The organism is Vibrio astriarenae (assembly GCF_010587385.1).
GTDB classification, from domain to species: Bacteria; Pseudomonadota; Gammaproteobacteria; order Enterobacterales; family Vibrionaceae; genus Vibrio; species Vibrio astriarenae.
Genome location: NZ_CP047475.1, coordinates 3090453 through 3114062 on the forward strand (window position 1 = coordinate 3090453; position 23610 = coordinate 3114062).

At 47.9% G+C, this 23610-nt stretch carries 23 protein-coding genes; 6 read left to right on the forward strand and 17 right to left on the reverse strand.

The annotated features are described in order from the left end of the window. Nucleotides 1-25: 25 nt before the first annotated feature. The 4 genes from ubiB to rmuC all read right to left on the reverse strand — a co-directional run bounded on the left by ubiB (nt 26) and on the right by rmuC (nt 4691). Nucleotides 26-1690, reverse strand: a complete 1665-nt coding sequence (gene ubiB, locus GT360_RS14365; RefSeq protein WP_164649504.1) for a ubiquinone biosynthesis regulatory protein kinase UbiB — start codon at nt 1688-1690, stop codon at nt 26-28. Beyond that, nucleotides 1687-2292, reverse strand: coding sequence for a ubiquinone biosynthesis accessory factor UbiJ (locus tag GT360_RS14370; protein WP_164649505.1), 606 nt, complete (start codon nt 2290-2292; stop codon nt 1687-1689). The genes ubiB and GT360_RS14370 overlap by 4 nt, the downstream gene beginning before the upstream one ends. A gap of 9 nt (nt 2293-2301) precedes the next feature. After that, nucleotides 2302-3084, reverse strand: a complete 783-nt coding sequence (gene ubiE / locus GT360_RS14375) for a bifunctional demethylmenaquinone methyltransferase/2-methoxy-6-polyprenyl-1,4-benzoquinol methylase UbiE (RefSeq protein WP_164649506.1) — start codon at nt 3082-3084, stop codon at nt 2302-2304. Nucleotides 3085-3161: 77 nt separating this feature from the next. Beyond that, nucleotides 3162-4691: a DNA recombination protein RmuC gene (gene rmuC, locus GT360_RS14380; RefSeq protein WP_164649507.1), complete on the reverse strand. Its 1530-nt coding sequence runs from the start codon at nt 4689-4691 to the stop codon at nt 3162-3164. A gap of 132 nt (nt 4692-4823) precedes the next feature. On the opposite strand from rmuC, the gene GT360_RS14385 reads away from it, so the two are divergent. After that, nucleotides 4824-5738 carry a DMT family transporter gene (locus tag GT360_RS14385; protein ID WP_164649508.1) on the forward strand — a complete coding sequence of 305 codons (915 nt, stop codon included), beginning with the start codon at nt 4824-4826 and terminating at the stop codon, nt 5736-5738. A 151-nt stretch (nt 5739-5889) separates the two neighbouring features. Further along, nucleotides 5890-7941 carry a sensor domain-containing protein gene (locus GT360_RS14390; RefSeq protein WP_164649509.1) on the forward strand — a complete coding sequence of 684 codons (2052 nt, stop codon included), beginning with the start codon at nt 5890-5892 and terminating at the stop codon, nt 7939-7941. Nucleotides 7942-7999: 58 nt separating this feature from the next. Here the strand turns inward: GT360_RS14390 and GT360_RS14395 are convergent, their stop codons facing one another. The 3 genes from GT360_RS14395 to ftnA all read right to left on the reverse strand — a co-directional run bounded on the left by GT360_RS14395 (nt 8000) and on the right by ftnA (nt 10234). After that, nucleotides 8000-9193 (reverse strand): BaiN/RdsA family NAD(P)/FAD-dependent oxidoreductase, encoded by a 1194-nt coding sequence (locus GT360_RS14395; protein ID WP_164649510.1) that lies wholly within the window; start codon nt 9191-9193, stop codon nt 8000-8002. A 112-nt stretch (nt 9194-9305) separates the two neighbouring features. Then, nucleotides 9306-9629, reverse strand: coding sequence for a universal stress protein UspB (gene uspB, locus GT360_RS14400; RefSeq protein ID WP_164649511.1), 324 nt, complete (start codon nt 9627-9629; stop codon nt 9306-9308). A gap of 77 nt (nt 9630-9706) precedes the next feature. Continuing rightward, nucleotides 9707-10234, reverse strand: coding sequence for a non-heme ferritin (gene ftnA / locus GT360_RS14405; RefSeq protein ID WP_164649512.1), 528 nt, complete (start codon nt 10232-10234; stop codon nt 9707-9709). 209 nt (nt 10235-10443) lie between these two features. Here ftnA and GT360_RS14410 point away from each other — a divergent pair, with 209 nt between their 5' ends. Beyond that, a complete protein-coding gene (locus GT360_RS14410; protein WP_164649513.1) occupies nt 10444-10869 on the forward strand; it encodes a universal stress protein in 426 nt (141 codons plus the stop codon). A 9-nt stretch (nt 10870-10878) separates the two neighbouring features. On the opposite strand, the gene GT360_RS14415 is transcribed toward GT360_RS14410, so the two are convergent. Further along, nucleotides 10879-11403: a hypothetical protein gene (locus GT360_RS14415; protein WP_164649514.1), complete on the reverse strand. Its 525-nt coding sequence runs from the start codon at nt 11401-11403 to the stop codon at nt 10879-10881. A gap of 80 nt (nt 11404-11483) precedes the next feature. Next, the gene (locus GT360_RS14420) at nt 11484-12269 is read right to left on the reverse strand and encodes a class I SAM-dependent methyltransferase (protein WP_164649515.1); all 786 of its coding nucleotides are present in this window, start codon (nt 12267-12269) and stop codon (nt 11484-11486) included. A 110-nt stretch (nt 12270-12379) separates the two neighbouring features. Between GT360_RS14420 and asnC the strand changes: the two genes are divergently transcribed. Further along, entirely contained in the window at nt 12380-12838 is a 459-nt protein-coding gene (asnC, locus tag GT360_RS14425; RefSeq protein ID WP_164649516.1) for a transcriptional regulator AsnC, read from the forward strand. An 8-nt stretch (nt 12839-12846) separates the two neighbouring features. Here the strand turns inward: asnC and tsrA are convergent, their stop codons facing one another. After that, nucleotides 12847-13131: an H-NS-like global regulator TsrA gene (gene tsrA / locus GT360_RS14430; protein WP_164649517.1), complete on the reverse strand. Its 285-nt coding sequence runs from the start codon at nt 13129-13131 to the stop codon at nt 12847-12849. A 177-nt stretch (nt 13132-13308) separates the two neighbouring features. Next, the gene (locus tag GT360_RS14435; protein ID WP_164649518.1) at nt 13309-14493 is read right to left on the reverse strand and encodes a multidrug effflux MFS transporter; all 1185 of its coding nucleotides are present in this window, start codon (nt 14491-14493) and stop codon (nt 13309-13311) included. Between the two features lie 110 nt (nt 14494-14603). On the opposite strand from GT360_RS14435, the gene GT360_RS14440 reads away from it, so the two are divergent. After that, nucleotides 14604-15539 carry a LysR substrate-binding domain-containing protein gene (locus GT360_RS14440; RefSeq protein ID WP_164649519.1) on the forward strand — a complete coding sequence of 312 codons (936 nt, stop codon included), beginning with the start codon at nt 14604-14606 and terminating at the stop codon, nt 15537-15539. Between the two features lie 69 nt (nt 15540-15608). Continuing rightward, the gene (locus tag GT360_RS14445; RefSeq protein ID WP_164649520.1) at nt 15609-17399 is read left to right on the forward strand and encodes an aminopeptidase P family protein; all 1791 of its coding nucleotides are present in this window, start codon (nt 15609-15611) and stop codon (nt 17397-17399) included. A 129-nt stretch (nt 17400-17528) separates the two neighbouring features. Here GT360_RS14445 and thiH read toward each other — a convergent pair whose 3' ends face one another. Genes thiH through thiC form a run of 6 tightly spaced genes read right to left on the reverse strand, consistent with a single transcriptional unit; the run spans nt 17529 to nt 23610 of the window. After that, a complete protein-coding gene (thiH, locus tag GT360_RS14450; protein WP_164649521.1) occupies nt 17529-18641 on the reverse strand; it encodes a 2-iminoacetate synthase ThiH in 1113 nt (370 codons plus the stop codon). 16 nt (nt 18642-18657) lie between these two features. After that, on the reverse strand, nt 18658-19425 hold the full coding sequence (locus tag GT360_RS14455) for a thiazole synthase (RefSeq protein WP_164649522.1): 768 nt from the start codon (nt 19423-19425) through the stop codon (nt 18658-18660). 3 nt (nt 19426-19428) lie between these two features. After that, nucleotides 19429-19638: a sulfur carrier protein ThiS gene (gene thiS / locus GT360_RS14460; RefSeq protein ID WP_164649523.1), complete on the reverse strand. Its 210-nt coding sequence runs from the start codon at nt 19636-19638 to the stop codon at nt 19429-19431. Then, nucleotides 19635-20426 (reverse strand): HesA/MoeB/ThiF family protein, encoded by a 792-nt coding sequence (locus GT360_RS14465; protein ID WP_164649524.1) that lies wholly within the window; start codon nt 20424-20426, stop codon nt 19635-19637. The genes thiS and GT360_RS14465 overlap by 4 nt, the downstream gene beginning before the upstream one ends. Further along, nucleotides 20419-21672, reverse strand: a complete 1254-nt coding sequence (locus GT360_RS14470) for a thiamine phosphate synthase (protein WP_164649525.1) — start codon at nt 21670-21672, stop codon at nt 20419-20421. Before GT360_RS14470 ends, GT360_RS14465 begins: the two co-directional genes overlap by 8 nt. Beyond that, nucleotides 21673-23610 carry a phosphomethylpyrimidine synthase ThiC gene (gene thiC / locus GT360_RS14475; RefSeq protein ID WP_164649526.1) on the reverse strand — a complete coding sequence of 646 codons (1938 nt, stop codon included), beginning with the start codon at nt 23608-23610 and terminating at the stop codon, nt 21673-21675.

Here is a 23610-nt window from a genome sequence, read left to right on the forward strand (position 1 = left end):
CGGGTTATTATTAAGAAAATCTCAACTATCGACGGTATGCTCGCCAGCTTAGTAGCCAAGCAACGCACCCACCAACCGCACCAAACAGTGATAATTCATCATACTGATGGTGATTCATTAGTATCGCTGAACACACCATAAGTGTGGCACCGATACCAAATAAAAACTGTCCAGTCGCCTGATTGCGTTTGGAATCTCTATACCCTTGATAGAGCCTTTCCATCTTCACATTCATCGACTTACCTTGCTTCAAGCTATCGTACAGCAGTTCTGGCAATTCAGGCAATTTTTCCGCCCAAAATGGTGCGCGATCTTTCACTGCGTTCACAACCGCCATTGGGCCGACTTGATTCATCATCCACTTTTCAAGAAACGGCTTCGCCGTATCCCATAAGTCTAGCTGTGGATAGAGTTGACGCCCTAATCCTTCAACGTAAAGCAGCGTCTTTTGCAATAACACCAACTGTGGCTGCACTTCCATATTGAAGCGGCGGGCGGTATTGAACAGATTTAACAATACGTGGCCAAACGAAATCTCACACAGCGGCTTAGCAAAAATAGGCTCACAAACAATACGGATTGCGAACTCAAACTCATCGACATTGGTTTCACGTGGAACCCAACCCGACTCAACATGAAGCTCAGCAACACGTCGATAATCACGGTTAAAGAACGCAAGAAAGTTCTCAGCAAGATAACGCTTATCGTCGCTGTTTAGCGTGCCGACGATACCGCAGTCCAGACCAATCCACTGAGGATTCTCTGGGTGTGCTTTTTCAACAAACACATTACCAGGGTGCATATCGGCATGGAAAAAACTGTCACGGAACACTTGAGTGAAGAACACACTCACACCGCGCTCGGCCAACAGCTTCATGTTCGTACCATTGGCACGCAAACCTTCGATATCGGAAACCTGATAACCATAGATACGCTCAGAAACCATCACCGTCTCATTGCTATGGTCGGTAATCACCTCCGGTACGTAGAGCTCTTCACTGCCTTCAAAGTTGCGTCGCAGTTGAATCGCATTTGCCGCCTCACGGCGCAAATCCAGTTCATCAATCAGGGTCTTTTCGTATTCCCGTACGACTTCGACTGGCTTGAGCCGACGCGCTTCAGGAAGCATCTTAGCCACCAGGTGCGCCATGCGGAACATCAGTTTGAGATCCGCATCAATCACCGGACGAATATCCGGGCGAATGACCTTGAGTACCACCTCTCGACCAGAGTCTTTTAGTTTGGCTGTGTGAACCTGAGCAATTGACGCAGAAGCCAGTGGCACCTCATCAAAGTCGGTAAACCACTGCTCAAGCTTACCACCTAACGCCTTTTCCATTTGTTCACGGGCCATTCGGCCATCAAAGGGGGCGACGTTATCTTGCAACTCTGCTAGTGGGTCGGCGATGTGCGGCGGAAGCAGGTCTCTGCGCGTTGACATCATTTGGCCAAACTTAATCCATACTGGGCCAAGTTCTTGCAGTGCCTCACGTAAACGCTCGCCAAGCTCCTTGTCACTGTGACGATTTTTCATCCAAAACAGCGTTTTACGCATCAAACGCGGAGTTTTGAAGCGTTGCGAAACGTCCGCACTAAACGGAGATTGCTCGTTAGGCAGGAGATCATCCAAACCATACTCAAGATGGACTTGAATGATGCGATAGAGACGTTTTAGCTCTGACAGTGTCATAGCGTCTCCAGCAGTGCATTGAGGCGAGCTTCAACCTGCGCAGCTTGGCTTTTTACATCATCGACTTGGTCACAAAAATGAGCTACCTCTAACGGTGCAGGTGCAATGCGCCACTCTTCTGTTAACACCTCTGCGATGTGCCTTTGATGACGCTGCGCTCGTTGTTGAACAAACTGCCCAACTTGTTTGACGCTATACACCGCTGAATGAGCAAAAGCATCACCTGTCGCTTTTGACAGCCACTCTTCCACGTCTGGTTTCGCCTCATCAAAAAGTTTTGCTAATGATTGAGCCAGCTGAATATCACCTTCAAGCACCAACTTATCTTGTTTGATCAAACGCGTGATATTCGATTGGTCTTTCAACTCAGGCAGCACAGCAAGCGATAAAGAGAGATCGCAGTCAGGCTCGCCCTCATAAGCCGCCAACACATCAATTTGCTGGCTAAAGACAAAAGTCAGGCCATGATTGAGCTCTTTGATGTGAACCCGAATCACCTTCCCCTTTAAGCGAGCAAGGCGCTGCTGAGCATCACTACTCTCGTTAATACAGAGGTTCAACGCGGTCTCAATGCCCGCGGTGACTAATGGCATCAATGGCATACAGCCTCCCTAAAACTTGTAGCCTCGGTGAAGCGCCACAATACCGCCCGTCAGATTATAGTAGCTCGTCTGGTCAAAACCGGCGTTATCCATCATACCCTGCAGAGTCTCTTGATCTGGGTGCATGCGAATGGATTCAGCCAGGTAGCGGTAACTTTCTGCATCGTTTGCCACCAGCTCACCCATTTTCGGCAATAAGTGGAAAGAGTACGCATCGTAGATTTTAGAGAGAGGGTCAAGGATCGGTTTAGAGAACTCTAGCACCAACAAACGACCGCCAGGCTTAAGAACGCGATACATAGAGCGCAGGGCTTTGTCTTTATCGGTCACATTACGTAGACAGAAGCTAATCGTAATGGCATCAAAATAGTCATCAGGGAATGGCAGCTCTTCGGCATTCGCTTGCACATAGTGCACGTTACCAACGATACCTGAATCGCGCAGCTTGTCGCGACCCACATTCAGCATTGAATTGTTGATATCGGCTAAAACAACATGGCCTTTTTCACCCACAATTCGCGAGAATTTTGCGGTCAGGTCACCAGTACCACCACCAAGATCGAGAATACGCTGACCTGGGCGAGCACCACTGCAATCAATCGTAAAGCGCTTCCAAATGCGGTGGATACCACCCGACATTAAGTCGTTCATTAGGTCATATTTTGCTGCCACTGAGTGGAAGACTTGCGCTACTTTCTGCACCTTCTCTTCTTTCGCTACCGTCGTAAAGCCAAAGTGAGTGGTGCTAGGGTTTTCTTGCTCTAGTTGCGTGTTTACACTGGTGTCCGTCATTATCTGTCCTCTTGGTGCAGCGAACGTCGTGGGGAAGAACTTAAGCGTATCTTACGCCTCCCTAATGCTGCAGCGAACTAGTTTACTTTATCCTCTATCGGTTGTCTTTCTGCTTGTTGCATTTGTGTATCTGGATCATTGTGCGACAGCTCAGACAGGGCTGGAGAAATTGGACGCTTTATCTCTACACCTAGCTGTTTAAAGCTTTCTGCCTGACGAATAGCGTTGCCTCGACCTGTTGCCAGCTTGTTCATTGCACCTTGATATTGCTGGTTTGCTTTGTCTAATGCCCCACCGAGGCCTTCCATATCATCAACAAATAGGCGCAACTTGTCATAAAGCTTGCCTGCACGCTCAGCAATCAGCTTGGCATTTTGATTCTGGCGATCATTGCGCCACAGATTGTCAATCGTGCGCAAGGCCACCAACAACGTGGTTGGGCTCACCAGTAAGATGTTGTTATCGAACGCATCACTCACTAAGCTTGGGTCAGCCTCAATGGCGACTTGGAAAGCAGGCTCTACCGGGATAAACATCAACACATAATCAAGGCTCTCGATACCTTGCAGTTGATGATAGTCTTTCTGCCCTAACCCTTTAATATGCGCTCTAACCGATAGCAAGTGCTCACTTAACGCACGTTTTCGCTCGGTATCTTCCTGTGCGTTAAAATAGCGTTCATAGGCGACAAGCGTCATCTTAGCATCAATAATCACCTGCTTGCCTTGCGGTAGATTGACGATCACATCGGGCTGATAGCGTTTACCTAGCTCACTCTTATAGCTGGTTTGTGTTGTGTATTCGTGCCCTTCACGCAGTCCTGATTCAGCCAATACACGCGCAAGCACCACTTCCCCCCAGTTGCCCTGTTGCTTATTATCGCCTTTCAGTGCGTTGGTTAAGTTGACGGCTTCCTGGGTCATTCGCTCATTCAGCTGCTGCAATTTTTGCAGCTCATGAACTAAGGTGTGACGCTCTTTGGCTTCAACGGTAAAGCTATCACTGACCTGTTTCTTGAACCCTTCTAATTGCTCTTTAAGGGGGGATAACAACCCTTCTAAACTGGTCTTGTTTTGCTGATCAACCTTGGCGGTTTTCGCCTCAAACAACTGATTAGCAAGTTGCTCAAACTGCTGTTTCAAGCGCTCTTCGGCTTGTTCAAGCAACTGCAACTTCTCTTGATTTGCTTTGCTCTCTTGTTGGTGACGCGCTTCTTGCTCACGCAGGCTCGCCTCAAGCTCTGACTTTTGTTCACGCATTACCTCCAAGTCATGAGCATACTGCTCGCGCTCATTGCGCAGTGACTCAAAATGACGCAGTTTTTCGAGCATTGCCATCATCTTGCCATGGGTTTGTTTGAGCTCGTGCGCAGCTTTATCTCTTTCAATATCGAGCTCGTCCAACTCTTGCTGGCTCTGCACTAAACTCTGTTTTAGTTGTTGACTCTCTGATTGATGTAGCTGGCTTTTCAGCTCAAGCTCTTGCTCAAGCAGTTGGCATTGTGCCTGTAACTTATTTTTCATCCACCAGCTGGCAACACCGGCGCTAATTATGCTGCCTCCAGCCAATGCCATTAGTGTGGTTTGATGATCGAGGAGCCACTGCATGGTCACAATCCTTAAGTTAGCGAGTAAGTCTCTAATAATGGTATTTTTATACTGGATAAATGTCCAGTTTTGACGCAAATAAGAGTGGCTATAAACTAGGCGTCCCTAACCCGTTTTTATATGGACATCATCATGAACGAGCGCCGCGCTCTGTTATTTGGCCTATCTGCCGTGCTTCTTTGGTCAACGGTGGCCACCGCATTCAAATTGACGCTAGCCGAGTTTTCTCCGATTCAAATGCTCACCATCGCCAGCATGGTTTCCGCGCTTGCCTTGTTTTGCGTCTGCGCGGCAAAAGGAACCCTCAAGCAAATAGCACCAACCTTTCTCGCCAACCCTGGCTACTACCTATTGCTCGGCTTGATCAATCCTTTGGCCTATTATCTCATTCTGTTCAAAGCTTACGATCTGCTTCCTGCCTCACAAGCACAAGCCATCAACTACAGTTGGGCAATCACCTTAACCCTGATGGCGGCCGTATTTCTTGGCCAGAAAATCCGCAAACAAGACTGGATAGCTTGCGCATTGAGTTACTTTGGCGTGATTGTCATTGCGACCCAAGGTGATCTATTGAGCCTCAACTTTGAGAGCCCACTTGGTGTTGGTCTCGCCCTACTCTCGACACTGCTGTGGGCGGGTTACTGGATCCTCAATACCAAAAACAAAGCGGACCCTATTGTCGCCGTTCTTCTCGGTTTTTTGGTGGCGATTCCATTTGCCATTGGATTGATGATTTATGAAGGTATCGGCTTTGCCAATATTACCCAACAGGGCTGGCTTGCTGTGACTTATGTGGGTCTTTTTGAAATGGGGGTGACCTTCGTTTTGTGGCTATCTGCTCTCAAGCTGACCAACAACACGGCACGCATCAGTAACCTGATATTTGCTTCGCCCTTTATTTCCCTCATGCTTTTATCGACTATTATCGGCGAGGATATCCACCCGAGCACGTTGGTAGGACTCGTGCTGATTATTATTGGCTTGGTGATACAACAACTAAAAATAAGGCCAACCAACAACAATTCAGCTTCCGAACGCAAAGCCTGAGAAACGTATTCAAGTCTATACAACTGGACTCGATCATACTCAACAACAGGCGTATCATGTGGGGCCTATTTTCTTGCTTTATAGATAGAAGCCTAAGTAGTTAGGCTTCTTATAGCACCCAGTGTGCAAGTAACATGGATTGGAGCATCACATGTCCAGTAAAAAACCCCACCAGCTCGAGGCGACTCTCAAACAGTTTTGGGATGGCCTTGATGACCACGCTTGGATAAAGGATCTCAATGGGGTTTATGTACAATGTAATACCGCCGTCGAAAAAGCCTGGAGTCGCCCTCTCTCATCCATTATTGGCAAAACCGACTACGAGATCTTCGACAAAGATCTCGCCGACAAATTCTTGGTGACCGACAACATTGCCCTTTCTACCGGAAAACAGCACATCGTCGAAGAGTGTGCTCGGGCTGATGAGAATGGCCAAGAGATATGGCTGGAAACCATTAAATCCCCTGTGATTGACGATGACGGCCAGGTCATTGGGGTTTCTGGTATGACACGTAACGTCACCCGCAGAAAGCAGGTAGAAAACCAACTTGCGCTGGCAGCAAAAATTTTTCACAACTCCAATGAAGGTATGATAATCACTGATGTGCGCGGCAACATCATGGATGCAAACCCTGCTTTTTCTAACATTACGGGATATACGCTTTCTGAAGTCATTGGCCGCAATCCTCGTCTGCTTCAATCGGGCATGCATAATGTCGACTTTTATCGCTCAATGTGGAGCACACTCGAAAATGACCTGCAGTGGAAAGGTGAGTTTATTAATCGCCGAAAAGATGGCTCCCTATATCCACAAATGACCACCATTACTAAGGTTCTGGACAATAACCAGCAGTTGATGAACTTCATCTGCGTATTTGAAGATGTCTCGGTACAAAAGGCGCATGAAGAAAAACTCGAAAAGCTCGCTTTCTTTGACCATCTAACAGAGCTTCCGAACCGAGCGACTCTGCTTAAGACCATGAATGAGCAGATCATTCATGCCAGTAACACGCAGCAGATGTTTGCAACCCTATTTCTCGACATAGACCACTTCAAGCACATCAATGACTCCTTCGGTCATCAAAGTGGCGATCAGATTCTAACCGAGCTTGCTCGCAGACTTCGCTCTCAGCTTGGTCGTCATGACCATATTGCTCGTATCGGGGGGGACGAGTTTGTTATTTTGATTACAGATATCGTCTCTATGGTTGAAGTGACTGCGGTTGTTGAGCGCATCTTTAGCTTGTTCAACCAAAGCTTCAACTTAATACCCAACGAGTCTCTGCGTATTTCCACCAGCATTGGCATTGCCATGTACCCAAGTGATGGACTTGATGCAGAAGCGTTACTAAAAAATGCTGATACAGCGATGTATCTTGCCAAAAACAATGGGCGCAACGGTTACGCCTTTTACACCCCTGAATTAACCGATGTCGCTCTCTCACATGTGCGCATTCAATCAGCCCTGCATAATGCGCTAGAGCAAGAGCAGTTTTCCCTCGCGTATCAACCTCAGTTCGACCTAGCCAATAACCAGTTAAAAGGGTTTGAGGCACTGTTGCGCTGGACGCATCCGGAGCTCGGTAATGTCTCCCCTGCACAGTTTATCCCCATTGCTGAGCGCACAGGGTTGATTCAAGCCATTGGGTATTGGGTGTTAACCAGTGCATGCCAACAAGCAAAGCGCTGGCTGGATGAGGGGCATAACTTCGGAAAGATCGCGGTGAATGTCTCTGCGGTACAACTGAGACAGCGTGATTTTATTGATAAGCTCACTCAAATCCTACTCAACACGGGCTGCCCTGCCAGTCGTATCGAGATAGAGATCACTGAGGGTTTCCTAATTGATAACAAAGATCAGGCCATTCATGATCTGCAACTGCTGCAAAAGCTTGGTGTGAGTGTCGCGCTGGATGACTTTGGTACCGGTTACTCTTCTCTCTCGTACTTGAAAGGCTTGCCGCTCAACAAACTCAAGATTGATCGCTCGTTCATCAATGATGTACCTGACAACAATGAAAGCAACTCGATCGTTAATGCGATTATTGCAATGGCTAAAACGCTTTCCCTAGAGGTGATTGCAGAAGGGATTGAGCAGGCAGAACAGATGGACTATTTAACCCAAAGTGGCTGCCACAGTGGCCAAGGCTATTTCCTTGGTAAACCACTCACGACAAACGATGCCACCCAAGTCATCAGATAAGAAAAACCCAGCATCACTGATGCTGGGTATATAAAATCTCGGTCTACATCGGTGAAGCTTAGACCCACTGGCCTGCCACAAACCCTGAGCTCCAACACCACTGAAAATTGTAGCCTCCCAGCCAACCCGTCACATCCATCACCTCACCAACAAAGTACAGGCCTTCAACTGACTTACACTCCATGGTTTTTGATGATAGATGGTCTGTATCAACACCACCTAAAGTCACTTCGGCGGTTCGGTAACCCTCTGTACCATTCGGTAGGATAGTCCAATTTTCTAAACGCTCGACAATCTGTTCAAACTGCTTAGCATTGTATTGTTTCAGCGGCTTATCATCTAACTCTCGGCGAGCAATTAGCACTTCCACTAAACGCTTAGGCAGTACTTTTGCCAGCGTGTTCTTGAGGCTTTGGTTCGGGTGCTTCTCTCGCGAGTTCTCAAGCAAGCTGGCGATATCGTCATTCGGTACCAAGTTGATGCTCACAGGCTGACCTGCTTTCCAGAAAGAGGAGATCTGCAACACCGAAGGGCCAGATAAACCACGATGAGTGAACAACAGCGCTTCTTTAAACATGGTGCCATCTTGCGCGGTGATCTCGCTCGGAATCGCAATACCCGACAGCTCATCTAATGCCTGCTTATCTTCTTTGTGCAAGGTAAATGGCACCAGACCTGCGGTGGTTGGCATCACTGGCAGCCCAAACTGCTCAGCAATTTTATACCCAAATGGCGTTGCGCCAAGCTTTGGCATCGACAAGCCACCGGTCGCCACCACCAAAGAATCACATGTGTATGACTCGGTATTGATACTCAAGGAGAACCCCTGTTCTCGTTTCTCAATCGAGTGAACATCCGCCTGATACTGCAGCGCTACATTAGGCATGTCACACTCTGCCAGCAGCATTTTTACGATGTCTTTTGCCGTATGATCCCCAACACAAAATAGCTGACCATGGTCGCGTTCTTCAAACTCGATACCATGCTTGCTCACCATAGAGATAAAGTCCCAATTGGTGTATTGCGAAAGCGCTGACTTCACAAAATGTGGGTTGTTGCACAGGTAATTCTGCGCGCTGACATCGTAATTGGTGAAGTTACAACGACCACCGCCAGAGATAAGAATTTTACGTCCCGGCTTTTTTGCGTGGTCCACAACAAGTACGCGACGCCCTCGCTTACCAGCTTCAGCCGCACACATTAATCCTGCTGCGCCCGCACCAATAATCACTACATCAACGTGCTTACTCATCACTTGTTACTCACTTTTAAGCAGAAATAAAAAAGGATGTGCAAATGCACATCCTCCATGATTGGTGGCTATTTTAGCGGCAAAGCCTATCCATGCCAACTTTAGTTTATTGTCACAACATAAACGCAGCAAACACCGTCACAGCAAGAAGGGTCATGCTCAAGACGAATAAGCCCCGAACTCGCACACACTTGTCTATGAACGCGGTATCGTGGTGTTGCAGATACTCCCGCGTGCGTAGATAGTGGAACAGGCGCACCTGTTTGGTGTAGTTTCCATGTGTGGTGAAGAAGCCCCCACCATCTACTTGCTGATAAAGCAATGGGTGAGCTTCGCGCATTATATATATCAGGGATCGCAGTGCGGTGAGGTATCTCGCCAAATTGACGGTACTCACTACCATTAGTGAAAATAGAATAACATCGCTGCTGATCATCTCTCCTCCCTACACCTTGTCATGGGCGAGCAGAGATGATCGTGATAGTCCTTAGCGCAGGGCCGTCGGGATATATCTTACTCCGCTGGCGAATCCATGATCGAAGATGAGCCTTCTTTTGCCATTGCAGCTAAATCTTTATCAATGAAGAACAACGCTTTACCATCTTCACCAACCAGATCCAGCTTGTCTAAAATTCCCTTAAATAGCTTCTCTTCCTCGTGTTGCTCTGCCACGTACCACTGCAAGAAGTTAAAGGTAGAATAGTCTTGAGAAGAGAACGCCACATGTGCCAGCTTGTTGATTTTTTGCGTAATCATCTGCTCATGCTCATAGGTTTCTCGGAACACATCACCAAGACTCTCAAATTGGTGCTTTGGTGCTTCAATCGCACCCAGAATCGGCATCGCACCCGTCTCACTTACATACGTAAAGAGGCGCTGCATGTGCTCCATCTCTTCTACAGCATGAGCACGTAAGAATTCAGCCGCTCCCTCAAACCCCTTGTCTTCACACCAAGCACTCATTTGTAAGTATAGATTGGATGAGAAAAATTCCAGATTAATTTGCTCGTTGAGCTGCTCTACCATTTCGTTAGCTAACATTGGGACTCCTAGTACCTTTATTCTAATATCCGCTAGTGTACGCCGCTGCGGCACGTTTTAACGTGACCTCTTTTGACTTATCAGCATACCTTTGAGATCAAAGATAACACTTTGTACCAAAGAAGTGGATATGCGATCACTGCAACATTCCCCCCAAAGGGTTAGTGCTAAGCTGAGGTTAATCAAACGGTGTTCATGGAGGTGTAGTTATGAGTTATCAACATATTCTGGTGGCTGTCGACCTAACGCCAGACAGCCGATTGCTGATCGATAAAGCGGTCTCTCTAGCCCAACCTTTGGGTGCCAAAGTCTCGCTGGCACATATCGATGTGAACTATGCTGAGCTATACACTGGTTTAGTGGATATCAATCTCGCCCAGACCCAAGATCAAGCCGCTGCCGGCTCCCTACGCCAGCTTAATGAGCTTTGTGAAGCAACAGATTATCCGATTGCAAACACACTGGTGGGTGCCGGAGATCTCAGTAGTGAGCTGTGTGAATCGGTTGAAGAGATGGATATCGACTTAGTGGTTTGCGGTCACCACCAAGACTTCTGGAGTAAGCTGCTATCGTCTACGCGCCAGTTGATTAACTGCACACCGGTGGATGTGCTTGTGGTGCCAATTAAGGACTAACGAATCCGATTAATGTAGCGATTCTACCGAAGCATCTTGGCTAAGGCTCACACTCGATGCCTGTTCGATTTTTTGCTTGAGCTTTTGATGCTTCTTCGCCAACTTGCGCTGCTTTTTAAGCACCTTTTTCATCGCTTTAAGATGCTTTTTCTGTTTCTTAATCGCTTTCTTCGCCTGTTTAAGCGTTTGTTCACTGCTATCGAACTCGATTGGGCTATCACTCTTGACTAACGGTAGCGCCGTTATCTGAGTGAGCTTCTCATCTGCGACTTTATTCACTATTGGTTCTGGCCGTATTTCAGCGGGCTGGGTTATCGTCTCTTGCAGCAAGCCACATTGGCTCTGTTGCTCCTGTTGAGCTTTTTTCTGACAAGATAGAGGCGGGATAGCGGCTGGCTTGCATAGACGGGATTGGTCGTCGGCACTGCGCGCGCACGAACGACATACAAACTTTGGCTCAGCAACCAAGCGATGGATATCCCCCAAATGCTCTTGGATGTCGCGTCGATTCAGTTTGCAAAGACGTTTAGTCATACCGCTTACCTAACTAAAAATAATAATGATTCTTAATTAGGTATAACGCGAATCTGAAGCGCACGCAAGCGGTTAATCGCTTACTCGCTGTCCATTGCCGCTTTGACGTAGACATCAAATCGATTCTTCTTAGTTTCGATCTTCATTGAAGGCGCTTGGTCAGCCAAAAATGGCGCGTAATCAGGCCTTTTCACAACCACACGTTTCGTTGCCAGGTGCATGGCGGGTTGCCACAAGCCATCCGCATCGTGATCGGCTCCTACCAGAGATTGAAACACTCGCATCTCCTTTTTCACTAAAGCCGATTTCTTTTTGTTATCCGGATGTGGGTACATTGGGTCGAGATACACCACATCTGGCTGAACAAAGCCCTCTCGATCAGCCAGTTCATCGAGCGCATCATGACTGGACGCGTGGAGTAGCGACATACGCTCACTCACCCAATGGCCTATCTCCGAATCTTGCTGCGCGCGAGCCAAACCATCGTCAAGTAGCGCTGCGACCACGGGGTGACGCTCTACCATCTGCACATTGCAGCCAAGTGATGCAAACACAAAAGAGTCACGCCCTAAACCAGCAGTGCCATCCAACACGGTTGGAGTCACGCCTTTGTTTAATCCCACTGCCTTAGCAATAGATTGACCTTTTCCACCACCAAATTTGCGACGATGAGCAACAGCACCAGTAACAAAATCCACAAAGATCGCCCCAAGCTTCGGCTCATCAAGCTTACGCAGCTCCAAACGCTCAGGCGTCAGCACCAAGGCAAACTCACTACTAGAGTCATGTTGTAATCCCCAGCGAGAAACCAGCTGTTCAAAATGAGTAGTTTGCGATGTATCTTCGCAGATCAACTGTAGGCGCAAGGTAGGCTCCGAAATAAGTACAAATTTGTGTCATGGTGAGTGTACCCAATTTTACTGGGATGCTCTAAGATAAACAGCACTTTTCACCGATAGAAATGGAGTCTATCGCAATGCAGACCACAAAACTCGATGACCTTGATCGCGCCATTCTAAAAACGTTAATGGAAGATGCACGCACTCCTTACGCTGAAATGGCCAAAGAGTTTGATGTCAGTCCTGCAACGATTCACGTACGCATCGAAAAGATGAAGGCGGCAGACATTATCCAAGGCACCGAGGTGATCGTGAACACCAAAAAGCTCGGTTATGACGTGTGCTGTTTTATTGGTATTAATCTCAATGCAGCAAGGGACTACCACTCTGCACTGGAAAAGCTGAACGCATTAGATGAAGTGGTCGAAGCGTATTACACGACAGGCGCGTATAACATCTTCGTCAAACTGATGTGTAAATCGATTGAAGAGCTACAGTTTGTTTTGATTGATAAACTGCAAGCAATTGATGAAGTACAATCCACCGAGACGCTAATCTCGCTGCAAAACCCCATCAATCGCAATGTCAATCCGTAATACCAGCGTTACTTCTTAGCTAGGAACTCACGCAACTCTTCAGGGCTGATACCTTGCTCTGCGAGTTGCTTTGCTAGAATATCCACTTGCTCTGACTTTCGTGATTCAATCACTTCCTGAAAGTGGAAAACCATATCACGCAGCATCTCAATCGGGACTTGCTTTGCAGCGCTGCGAATACGCTCTGCACTTTGGTTGCCTAGCTCACTAAGCAACTTACCATACATTACCTTTTCTGGGCTCGAGTCTAGTTGCTCAAGTAGTTTTGCCATTTCATAGGTCGTTAACGACATGATTATTTTCCACTGTATGAACCCAGACTCAGAGTGTATTTGGAGAGTGCCACGCGTCGAAAACGCACTTTTACTGAGTGGGTATTTTTTAAAAGAGTACGAGGCGTACAAATATACCCACAAAGTGCGCAAAAACAAAGCACTGTAAGTCAGTTCACTTGCGACCGCACCTCGCTCTTATGCGATTTCACCGTGCCAGCGCTTAGCTGATTGAGTCATCAGAACCAACAAGCCTGGTGCACTCAATAGCATTAGGAACACCATATGATGACTCGATTGTTCAAACCAGCCTTGAGTTAACGTGACTAATAGCCCGGCGCCTGTCATTTGAAACAGCCCTAACAAGGCGGAAGCCGTTCCCGCTTTATCACCAAAGGGGGCAAGTGCTTGTCCTGCTGCTGCGCCAAGGATAAAGGCAAACCCTGTTGAAGCAATAAACACTGGCAACATAAATGCCATCGGTGTTGCATTGTTGGCACCGTATGCCATCAATACCGCCGCAAACACCAGCAAGCTGATCCCGATAATCAATGTGCGATAGGCGCCCATTGATTGCAGGAAGCGCGGCCCGATAAAACACGCGGCAATATTAATGCATGCATTAATGGTAAACCAAACGGTAAACTCTGACATACTCAGCCCTAACTGGCCCATCAACAAATTCGGTGCGGCGGTAACATAACCAAGAATCACCCCCATGGCGATCAAACACATCGAGGCATGGAACAGAAAGCTTGGGTGGCTCAGCACGTCTTTGTAGTGCTGAACATTGACGACTTTTACCGCTTCATCGGATCGCTTTTCACTTGGCATGAGTACCAGTACGATCAAGCCAACAACCAAAGCGAACACCGCCATAGTCGTAAAGTTCGCGCGCCAACCAAACCACTCCGTCAGCCAAGCGCCCAAGATAGGAGCCATCGCCGGTATAAAACAAATGATGCCATTGAGGTAGCTGATCATTTTGCCGCTCTCTTTCGCTCCGTAGATATCCCTCACAGAGGCAAACGCGGCCACTGATGTCGCACACGCGCCTAAACCTTGCAGTATACGTGCGACTAACAACCATTCGATACTTGAACTAAACCAAGCCAATACCGAGGCTACTCCGTAGATCGAAGCGCCAATCAAAGCCACTTGTTTGCGACCAACGCTATCAGCTAAGGGACCAGTAAATAGTTGCCCAACACCCATGGCAATCATAAACCAGGTAATCGTATCTTTGACTAAAGTAGGTTCCACGTGAAACTCCGCACCAATCTCCGGTAGTGCCGGTAAGTAAATATCGATACCGAGCGGACTAAACAGAACCAAAAGTGCGAGTACAGCAATCATAGATTTGGAACAGGTTGGAGATGGCATGCAGGAACCTAAACTGAATAAGTGTAATTTGCCGTATATCGTATAGAATCAACAATATGACTAGAAGTGGTAATTAGTCATATCTATTATTCCCAATTGGAATGTAATGTATGGCCAAAACAACCAGAGTTGATCTCAATCTCCTTATTCAACTTGATGTTCTTCTTGAAGAACTCAATGTCACTCGGGCTGCGAATCGACTGTGTTTAAGCCAGTCCGCTGTGAGTAAAAACCTTGCTCGTCTGCGACTGCAGTTTGATGACCCCCTATTCATCCGGACACCGCAAGGCTTGAGCCCAACCCCTCGCGCACTCGCGCTTAAACCCAGAGTTCGGCAAATGGTGTATCAGCTGGACCAGCTTAATGAGCCCGAGCACTTTGAGCCCAAATCAAGTCAACACCGTTTTCAGCTCGCGGCCGTAGAGAGTGTATACCCACTGGTCTTGCCTTACTTTATGCCAGACGTCTTTAGCCATGCGCCAAACATCAACTTTTCCACTCACACTTGGGACAGCAATACCTTTAAACGCATTCTCGATGGTGAACTCGATATGGGGATCACGGGTAAGGATATTGATATCAACGACGCCAGACTCACGATGCTTGCTCCGAGTGGTATTGGTGAGCAAGAGATCTATCGTGATGAGCAGATGTGTGTAGTACGCAGCGATCATCCTGTCCTCAAACAGCCATGGACATTGGAGAACTATCTTAGCCTTCGCCATGTCCAAGTTCGTTGTGATGGCAATGATCGCTGGCTGCTTGATTATCGACTTGCCGATCGAGGATTAGAGCGAGACATCGCCATCACGGTGCCAGACTTTAACAGCGCAGCCAGTTTATGTACCTATTCAGACTTAGTGTTCACCGCCCCAGCCCACTTTACTAAGATGGTAAGTCATCAACTGGGGTTAAAACTACTGCCGCTGCCAATGAGATTTCCACCGATGGCATACACTCTATTTTGGAGTAAAGAGAGAGAATCTGACCCAGCAATAAACTGGCTCAAGAAGATTATCGTAGAAAAAACCGCCCATCTAAGATAAAAAGAGTGTCTAGGCTTTCGCACTCTAATGGCGATGCGAAGTGCAAAAACAACAAAGGAAACTATCCGGATGGATCAACAAACACAGCAAAAGGTGACTCAACTACGTAATTGGTTGAGCGAGCAGCAATTTGACGCTTTTATTCTGCCCCATGAAGACGAGTATCTAGGCGAATACATTCCTCAGCACAACGAACGCTTACACTGGTTAACTGGCTTCACGGGTTCCGCTGGCGCGGCAGTTGTGACGTCTACTAAGGCGGCGATTTTTGTTGATGGTCGCTATACCGTTCAGGTGACTAAGCAGGTTCCTGACACTGTGTTTGAATATCGCCACCTTATCGAAGAGCCGGCATTAGATTGGATTGTTGATAATGTTGCAGAAAATGGCCGTATTGCCATTGACCCTCGTATGCACAATGCCAATTGGCTTGAAGCTGCTCAAGCTAAACTAAGCAAAAAGCACCAAGTGGTTCTGGTTGAAGCAAACCCTATTGACGCTTTATGGCATGATCGCCCTGCACCACAGTTATCGGAAGTGCGTTTGATGGAAACGCAAGCTGTCGGTCTAGATAGCCAAGCCAAGCGTACATCGATTGCCAAACTCGTCGAGCAAGCGGATGCAGATGCCGCGGTCATTACTGCCCTAGACTCAATTGCGTGGCTCCTCAATATCCGTGGCTTGGATGTATCACGCTTACCGGTTCTGCTCTCCCACGCCATTTTACACCGCGACGGACAGGTCGAGTTTTTCATTGAACCCTCTCGTCTTCCTGATACGTTCAGCCAGCATGTCGGTGAGGGTGTGTCAGTTGTTGAGCCAGCACTACTTGAACAAAAGCTTGAAGCGCTATCAGGCAAATCAGTGATTGTGGATCCTGCAACCAGCAATGCTTGGATTAAGCTCGTACTGCAAAATAGTGGCGCAAAAGTGATTGCTCAAGCTGACCCTTGCCTACTGCCGAAAGCACGTAAAAACGACGTTGAAATTGCGGGTATGAAAGCCAGCCATGTACGTGACGGTATTGCGATGGTTAACTTTCTTTCATGGCTAGACAGTGAAGTCTCTCAAGGCAATCTATTTGATGAGGCACAACTTGCTGACAAGCTAGAAGCATTCCGACGTCTCGATCCAACACTTATCGACCTGAGCTTTGATACCATTTCTGCAGCTGGCAGTAATGCCGCTATGTGTCACTATAATCATGAGAACCAACCTGAGCCAGGCAAGCTCAGCATGGACTCTTTATACCTTGTTGATTCTGGCGGTCAGTACCTTGACGGTACCACGGATATCACACGAACCATCGCTATCGGTCAACCGAGTGATGAAATGAAGCGCCAATTTACACTCGCTCTTAAAGGTCACATCGGTATTGCGCGTGCGCGATTCCCTGCGGGCACTCGTGGCTATCAACTTGATACGCTAGCTCGCCAGCACTTGTGGGCCGAAGGCTTTGATTATGACCACGGTACCGGTCACGGTGTGGGTCACTTCCTCAGTGTGCATGAAGGACCACAAAGTATCTCCAAGCGCCAAATCGATGTCGCATTAGAAAAAGGGATGGTGCTCTCTAACGAGCCGGGTTACTACCGTGCTGATGCATTCGGCATTCGCATTGAAAACCTTGAGTTGGTGGTAGAACTGCCGACACACGGTGACTTCCCAGTGCTGGCATTTGAGTCGTTAACTCGTTGTCCAATCGATGTGCGAAATATTGAAGTGGATCTGCTCACCAAACCAGAACTGGCTTGGCTCAATGACTACCATGCTAAAGTATGGCATGACCTCCATGAGCAAGTTGAGGGTGATACTAAGCACTGGCTTGAGCGAGCAACACAGCCACTTAAACACAGCTAAAAACCCATCGCTCAATACACACTATTCCGTATAAGTAAGAGCTCTGTATAAATTAAAGCGCCTCTTGGAAAACCAAGAGGCGCTTTTTGTTGGACTGTTTCACGTGAAACACTAACGTGATAATCGGAATTATCCTGAATAAGCAGAGTGCCAGTCACGCCAAACAGGGTCAAACCCTTTGGCGCGAATGGCTTGCTCTACACACGAAGCGCTGCGCTCATCACTAATTTCGAACTGTTCTAACTCGACGTCATCCATCGCATACCCCCCGGGTTGCGTCTTGGAAGCCGCCGACATAGTCGTGATCCCCAATGGCAAAACCGCATCTCTAAACGCCTGCGATTCTCGAGTTGATAGTGACAATTCCACTTCTGGATTAAGTAAGCGGTAGGCGCAAATTAGTTGAACTAACTGCTTGTCGTTCATTACTGACTTGGGTTGTAAACCACCCTCACAAGGGCGAAGGCGTGGGAAAGAGATCGAGTAACGCGTTTGCCAATAAGTACGCTCAAGGTAATCCAAATGAGCAGCAACATAGAAACAGTCAGTACGCCACTCTTCAAGACCAATCAACGCGCCAATCCCAATCTTATCGATGCCCGCCTTAGCCAATCGATCGGGGGTTTCCAGTCGATAGTCAAAGTCCTGCTTCTTACCACGAAGATGATGCTGAGCATAAGTCGATGGGTGATACGTCTCTTGATAGACCATCACCGCATCCAAACCTAGCTGTTTGAGCTCAGCATACTGCTCTTGCTCAAGAGGCTGAACTTCCATTGCAAGATAGTTAAACTGCTGCTTGATCACCGGGACCATTTGGCGGAAGTAGTTCATCCCGACTTTGGTTTCATGTTCACCCGTCACCAACAGCACACTATCAAACTTCATCTTCTTAATCGCCGCTACCTCAGCCTCAATTTCTTGCTGATCGAGAGTACGGCGCTTAATGCGGTTCTCCATTGAGAAGCCACAATAGGTGCAAGCGTTAGCGCATAAGTTTGAAAGGTAGAGTGGAATGTACAGCGACATGGTGTTGCCAAATCGCTTACGAGTTAACGCATAAGACTGCTGCGCCATCTGCTCCAAATATGGCTCTGCCGCTGGCGAAATGAGTGCCTTAAAATCTTCCAGATCACGCTTAGGCTTATTTAAGGCACGTTCAACATCATGGCCGGTCTTGCTCATGATTGAGAGCGATATATCGTCCCAATCCATTTGATTAAAGCGCTGCAAAAAACTCATCGTGGCTCCCTAGCTATTACAGCTCATCAAGGAATGAGGTGAGTGGACTCGACGCCACCGCATGAGAAACCTGCCCAGCAAGCCCTGCCTCATAAGCAGTCCGTCCTGCTTCAACAGCTTGCTTAAATGCACGCGCCATAGCCACTGGGTTTGATGATGCAGCGATTGCCGTATTCACCAAAACGGCATCCGCGCCCATTTCCATTGCACGGGCGGCATGGGATGGCGCACCAATACCCGCATCGACAACAACAGGCACATTCGCTTGGTCGATGATAATCTCGAGAAAATCGTGAGACGCAATGCCTTTGTTCGAACCAATTGGCGCTCCCAAAGGCATCACCGCGGCACAACCCACCTCTTCTAATCGTTTACATAGCACCGGGTCAGCATGGCAGTATGGCAACACTGTGAAGCCATCACGCACCAACTGCTCTGCGGCCGCTAGCGTTTCAATTGGGTCAGGCATAAGATACTTAGGGTCGGGATGAATCTCGAGTTTCAACCATGACGTACCCAACGCTTCTCGGGCTAAGTGGGCGGCGAAAATCGCATCTTTCGCGTTCTTGGCACCAGAGGTGTTAGGCAGTAGGCTCACGCCACACGCCACCAAAGGCTGGAGAATGTCATCTTGCTGGTCGTTCACATCCACACGCTTTAGCGCCATCGTCGCTAACTGACTCCCCGACTCTTGAATCGCTTGCGTCATCAACTGGCTGCTAGAGAATTTACCAGTACCGGTAAAAAGGCGAGATGAAAAGGTTTTGTCTGCAATCTTTAGCATGGTTTATCCTCCGGCAATTGCTTGAAACAGTGAAATCGCATCGCCTTCGCTAAGCAAGGTTGATGACCATTTATCACGAGAAATAACTTGGTTGTTAATAGAAAATACGCACCCTAAATTAGGCAACGAAAACTGACTAATAATATCTTCTAAGCTCGATTGAGCTTCGACTTGCTGCGCTTGGTCGTTAATCACAATGTTAATTAGGTTCATGATGCGATCTCATTATTATCATGGCTTGAATTTGATGATGCACAAACCAAACAGGTACTATCCCTGCTTGTTGAGAGCTGTTGCCAGCCCATGGTTAATCCATCAAACAGGTGTAAGGTATTAGGCTTGAGTGCAAAGGCGCCGAGAGCGAGAAACTGAATGGCAGCTAGGGATTGATAATTACCCATGGTGCCAACCACTGGGCCGATGATGCCACTATCGCTACACTTACCCGCCTGTGGTAGCTCATCAAACGGATAGATACATCGATAGCATCCAGCACTTTTTTCTGATGCAAAGTCAAAGACACAGAACTGTCCCTGCCAACCGATAGCAGATGCAAATACCAACGGCGTTGATTGATTAAAGCAGACACGATTGATCAGCTGTCGAGATTGAATATTATCGGTACAATCAAGAACGACATCCGCTAGCATCACCTCAAGGTTTAGCTGACTTTCGGCCAATCGCTTATTGATGACACGCACGTTCACCAACGGATTAAGTTGTCTAAGTTGCTCGGCCATTGCGGCGGTCTTGTCTTGTCCAACCTGTACATCGCGATACACCACTTGTCGCTGAAGATTACTCGAATCAACGCAATCATCATCCACCAGCACCACGCGGCCGACGCCTGCAGCGGCAAGATACAGACCTGCCGCAGAGCCTAAACCACCACAACCGATAATCAAAACGTGGCTATCAGACAAACGGGATTGACCGTGTTCTCCAATATTGGGCAAAGCGATCTGACGTTGGTAGCGCAGGAATTCTTGGTCGCTAAGCATAGTTTGACTCCAATACGACGCGAGATCTATCACTCATTACCGCGTCAAATTGCACCTTAACCGCCAGAGGGTCATCGGCCAATGTGATCGCTCTAACCACCGCTAAACTTGATACGCCACACTGCCATACTTGCTTAGCATTGGTTAAATCGATACCGCCGATCGCTACCGTTGGATAACCTAAGTCACTCTCGCTAGTGTACGGAATCGAGTCTATCAGACTTTGATAGTGCGCCAGACGAATCAAACCTTGTGGTTTTGAAGGCATCTGTTTGGTGGTGGTCGGGAATATATGCCCTAGAGCGATATAGCTCGGATTGATTTGAACAATACGCAATAGCTCATAGTAACCATGTGTTGATAAACCAAGGCAAATGCCTGCTTGGGCTAACTGGCTCAGGTTCGACTCTTCAATGTCCTCTTGCCCAAGATGCACGCCGTATGCACCATGCTTAATGGCGAGTTGCCAGTAGTCGTTGATAAACACTTGAGCATCATACTCACGCCCCAGCTCAATCGCTCGCCTCACTTGAGCCTCTAGATCGGGTGTACGTGTATCTTTGATTCGCAGTTGTGTGGTTTTAACCCCTAGCTTGAGTACAGCTTCAATCCAATCAACGCTATCAACCACTGGATAAAGACCGATCTGGTGTTTATCCATGGATGGAAACTGCGTCTGTTCAGCATTCGCCGCCCACCCGACACGGACGTTCAAGCGGGCATCGTCCAAGATCGGTGTAGGAAACACTTGGTAATCATGTGCCCATGTTTCACGTGAAACATTAAGCTGTGCTCGGGAAAATGTCAGCGCATCTTCAATCGGAAAATCGAGAGCGAGCAGTGTGACGACCCAAGAAAAATGCTCCAGCGCATCGCGGTTGAACGACGAGTCATAACGAAGTGCGCGAGTTTCCCCTTGATGCTGCCAAAGGTCAATGTCGCATTCGCTATCTTCAATACCAACAAAGATTTGGTTCGAACGCGTATTACTCGCTCGATAATCATCAACCGTGAGCTGAGCGTTATAGTGAAACTGAAGATCCACGTAATCATCACTATCAGAACCGAATCCTAGATCATGAGTAATCGTCGTCGTGGTGTTGTCGCTTTGAAGTTGAAAGCAAGATGTTGGGCTTACACCCAACATCACTGAATCCGTTGCAAAACCATGTTGTTGTGCAACGGATAGACACTGCTGTAACTTCTCGGTTAATTCGATCTGCTGATGCGGAACGAGCAGTTGCATTTAGTCTTCCTCTAAAGTGGCGGCTGGGTGATAGAGCTCTGACCCAGTATTACGAAATTCTTGTGATTTTTGACGCATGCCTTCGAGCGGGTTATCGAGCATTTTGATCTCGATGGCTTGGTCAGCAGCGACTTGTTCGGTGTCTTTAGCGTACTCTCGTACTTCTTGTGAAATCTTCATTGAACAGAACTTAGGCCCACACATAGAGCAAAAGTGCGCGACCTTACCCGACTCTTGTGGAAGAGTCTCGTCGTGGAAACAACGCGCGGTATCCGGGTCTAAAGAGAGATTGAACTGGTCTTCCCAACGGAACTCAAAGCGCGCTTTAGAGAGCGCATTATCTCTTACTTGAGCCCCTGGATGGCCTTTAGCCAGGTCTGCTGCATGAGCGGCAAGCTTGTAGGTAATTAAACCTGTCTTTACGTCATCTTTATTTGGCAGCCCCAGATGCTCTTTTGGCGTCACATAACACAGCATTGCGCAGCCATACCAACCAATCATCGCTGCCCCAATCCCTGAGGTGATATGGTCATAGCCAGGTGCAATGTCAGTGGTGAGTGGACCAAGTGTATAAAATGGTGCTTCATGACAATGCTTAAGCTGCTCATCCATGTTCTCCTTAATCATATGCATCGGCACGTGACCAGGGCCTTCGATAATCACTTGAACATCATACTCCCAAGCGACTTTGGTCAGCTCACCCAGAGTACGGAGCTCAGCGAACTGCGCCTCATCATTGGCATCTGCAATCGAGCCAGGACGCAGCCCATCACCCAATGAAAGAGCAACATCGTACTTGGCGCATATTTCACAAATCTCACGGAAATGGGTGTATAGGAAGCTCTCTTGATGGTGCGCTAGACACCATTTAGCGATGATAGAGCCGCCACGAGAGACGATGCCTGTCACACGTTTTGCCGTCATTGGAACGTATCTTAGGAGTAAGCCTGCATGAATTGTAAAGTAATCTACCCCCTGCTCTGCTTGCTCAATTAGCGTATCTCTCATCACCTCCCAGTTGAGGTTTTCAGCAATGCCATTCACTTTCTCCAGTGCTTGATACATGGGAACCGTGCCGATAGGCACGGGACTGTTGCGCAGAATCCACTCTCGCGTCTCGTGAATATTTCGCCCAGTCGAGAGATCCATGACGGTATCGCCTCCCCAGCGCGTTGACCAAACCAGTTTCTCCACCTCCTCTTCGATTGAAGACGAAACAGAAGAGTTACCAATATTGGCATTCACTTTAACCAAGAAGTTACGGCCAATGATCATTGGCTCAGATTCTGGATGGTTGATATTAGATGGGATAATGGCACGCCCCTCGGCTACCTCCTGACGTACAAATTCAGGCGTAATGTGTTGCGGTAAATTAGCACCAAAGTGCTGACCAGGGTGCTGTTGAGTAAGCACTTGATCGCGATATTTAGCGCGCCCCATGTTCTCGCGAATGGCAATATACTCCATCTCAGGAGTGATGATACCTTTGCGTGCATAGTGCAACTGAGTGACACATTGCCCCTCGTTCGCTCGACGAATACGCGGCAAATTGCCATAGCGCAGCTCATCAAGTGTCTCATCTTCTATGCGCTGCTTGGTGTATACCGAGCTCACCTCATCAACAAGCTCGGTATCACTGCGCTCTTCAATCCACGCTTCACGTAGCTTCGGCAAGCCGCTATATAGGTCAATTTCGTGCTCTGGGTCGGTGTAAACACCGGAGGTATCATAGACACGAATGGCCTCGTTTGGCTCGTAAATAGGTTGGTCTTTTGTCCCCCCAATCAAGGTATCGGATAACGAAATTTCGCGCATTGGCACGCGAATATCAGGGCGAGATCCCTCAACATACACCTTGGTGGAATTTGGGTATGGTTGAACAGAGAGGTTATCAATAAACTGTTTGGCTTCCAGTCTCGCTTGCTTGCGATTCGACAT